Annotated in this window: 3 protein-coding genes; all 3 read left to right on the top strand. The window is 45.9% G+C overall.

Annotated features, from left to right (window positions below; genetic code table 11):
- Nucleotides 1-250: 250 nt before the first annotated feature.
- On the top strand, nucleotides 251-1,717 hold the full coding sequence (locus E1163_RS26465) for a M20 family peptidase (RefSeq protein ID WP_155176103.1): 1,467 nt from the start codon (nucleotides 251-253) through the stop codon (nucleotides 1,715-1,717).
- Complete coding sequence (locus E1163_RS26460) at nucleotides 1,717-2,103, top strand: ribosomal maturation YjgA family protein (protein ID WP_155176101.1); 387 nt, start codon at nucleotides 1,717-1,719, stop codon at nucleotides 2,101-2,103. Before E1163_RS26465 ends, E1163_RS26460 begins: the two co-directional genes overlap by 1 nt.
- A gap of 15 nt (nucleotides 2,104-2,118) precedes the next feature.
- Nucleotides 2,119-2,560 (top strand): GNAT family N-acetyltransferase (locus tag E1163_RS26455; protein WP_155176109.1); only part of this gene is annotated, 442 nt, incomplete at its 3' end.

The raw sequence follows: 2,560 nt of genomic DNA, 5'->3' as shown, positions 1-2,560 counted from the left end.
GCGGATGTCTCTCGAAGAGGACTCCGCGGCTTTTAGTGGGCAGGCCTCTGACATTAGGCAGGTCAGGCTTTACTAGTGCTCTTAACTTCGGGATTCCGGATATTTTCTCCGTTGCTCTGCGAAAATTCCGGAAAGACGTGGTATGGGTTAGCGGGTGAGTTGTCTTGCCGGTATAAACCCAACAACCCAAACAAACCCCCTCCCGTAAAAACATCATTGCCAATAATCAATTTTAATAGTAGTTTGCCGCATGAAAAAAATACTCCTGGTTGTACTTGCACTCATTTTGATAGTAGCGGGTTACATTTTATACAACACCTTCACATTTCCCTCAAAACAAATAACCGTTGAACCTGCTCCTGAAAGGGTAATACCACCCACAGCCAAAGAGCATTTGGCCAAGGCGCTATCCATTCGCACCATCTCTCATGAAAACCCTGAAGATTTTGATTCAGCAGCCTTTTATCAATTCCGCGAGTTTGTTAAAAACACTTATCCCCTGGCAGATTCACTTCTGGAAGTTACTTACATCAACAAGTTCAGCATGATATACCAGTGGCAGGGATCAGACCCATCACTTAAACCGGTGATCCTTATGGGCCACCTGGATGTGGTGCCGGTAGCGGCAGAAAACCTTAAAAAATGGAACGTTGATCCTTTTGCAGGCACCATTAAAGATGGAATAATCTGGGGACGCGGCGCCATAGATGACAAGATCAGCGTAATTGGCAACCTCGAAGCTGTAGAACTGCTCTTACAGGAAGGCTACAAACCAGAGCGCACCATCTACCTTTGCTATGGACATGATGAAGAGCTTGGAGGCCTTAACGGCGCAGTAGCCATCGTAAAGCATTTGAAAGATAAAGGCATAGAAGCAGAATTTGTGCTTGACGAGGGCTTCGCCATTACCCAGGGCCTGATACCGGGCACGGATAAAGATGTAGCCCTGATTGGCACGGCAGAAAAAGGCTTCGTTACTTTAAACCTTTCCGTGGCCATCGAAGGCGGGCATTCATCCATGCCCAAAGAGGAAACGGCCATTGATGTATTATCCAAAGCAGTAGCCAGATTGAAGGACAACCCCTTCCCTGCCGAAATCACCCAACCGGTGCAGGATTTCATGACTCACATTGGCCCTGAAATGCCGTTTATGCAGAAGATGGCCTTTGCCAACCCTTCTATTTTCAAACCCATGATCATCAGCTCACTGGAAAAGAAAGCTTCAGGTAATGCCCTGGTGAGGACCACAACAGCGCCTACTATAATTCAGGGAGGGATCAAAGAAAATGTAATCCCCTATGAAGCACACGCCTCAGTCAACTTCAGGATACTGCCGGGCACCAGTATTGCCGATGTCAGGGACTATGTGATTAATACCATTGCTGATGACCGCATAGAGGTAAAGGAAGGCACTTTCAACAGCGAAGCCCCCGAATCATCCAGCGTGGATTCCTTCGGGTACCATACCATCCATACCACAATAAAACAGCTATTCCCGCAGGCTGTGGTCACTCCTAATCTCGTTATTGGTGCTACAGACTCGCGTTACTATTATCCGCTAAGCAGCAATGTCTACCGCTTTACCCCGTTCTATCTCAACAACGAGAACATCACCACATTTCATGGTATAAATGAACGCATCCCGGTTGAAGACTTTGAAAATGCCATCCGGTTTTATGTTCAACTGATCCGAAACACTTCTGACGTAAGCAACTAATGTTTAAATTTCAAAAGAAATACTTTTTCCTGACCATCGGCTTATTGATCACCGAAATATTGATCGCCCTGTATGTTCACGACAGGATCATCAGGCCCTACATCGGCGACCTGCTGGTAGTAATATTGATATACACCTTCTTTAAAAGCTTCCTCAATGTACCTGTTACAAAAATGGCTTTGGCGGTACTTCTGTTTTCCTATGCCGTGGAAGCCGGGCAATATTTCGGGCTGGTCTACCTCCTCGGCCTTGAAGACTACAAAATCGCCAGGATCATTATTGGCGTTTCCTTTGAATGGCTGGATTTGATCGCATATACCGCAGGCATTATCCTGGTACTGACTTTCGACAAACCCAAAACCGATAAAGCTGTAGAAACAACCTGACAACCACACCCGGCTATGACACTACAGAATTTTGAGATCAGACAACTTAATAAAGGCGATACCCATTTATTCAAAAAACTGGTTGAGCTGTTTCGTGAGGTATTTGAAGACGACCAACCTCAGTTAGCCGATACCGGGCAATTCAACCCCCTGCAAAGACCGGACTTTATAGCCTATGTTATTTTACATGAGCATGAGGTGATCGGTGGCCTTACCGCATACGAACTTGCAAACTATTATTCAGGTATCCCTGAAATATTCATTTATGATATTACCATCAAAACCGCATACCAAAGAAAAGGGCTGGGCAAAATGCTGCTTCGGGAAGTTATGAAATATGCCAGCGACCTGGGTGCAAAAGAGGTATTCGTAATGGCGCATGCTGAAGACCGGCATGCAGTCGACTTTTACACAAAGGCCGGCGGTGAAGGCGAAGCCGTGGTTAGTTTCACTTATA

It is taken from the genome of Fulvivirga kasyanovii (genome assembly GCF_009711405.1).
GTDB classification, from domain to species: Bacteria; Bacteroidota; Bacteroidia; order Cytophagales; family Cyclobacteriaceae; genus Fulvivirga; species Fulvivirga kasyanovii.
This window is presented reverse-complemented; position numbering and strand designations above follow the sequence as displayed.

What these genes read in the sequence shown, in the direction of transcription:
- E1163_RS26465 (WP_155176103.1), top strand. Translation starts at nt 251, where the DNA reads ATGAAAAAAATACTCCTGGTTGTACTTGCACTCATTTTGATAGTAGCG.
- E1163_RS26460 (WP_155176101.1), top strand. Translation starts at nt 1,717, where the DNA reads ATGTTTAAATTTCAAAAGAAATACTTTTTCCTGACCATCGGCTTATTG.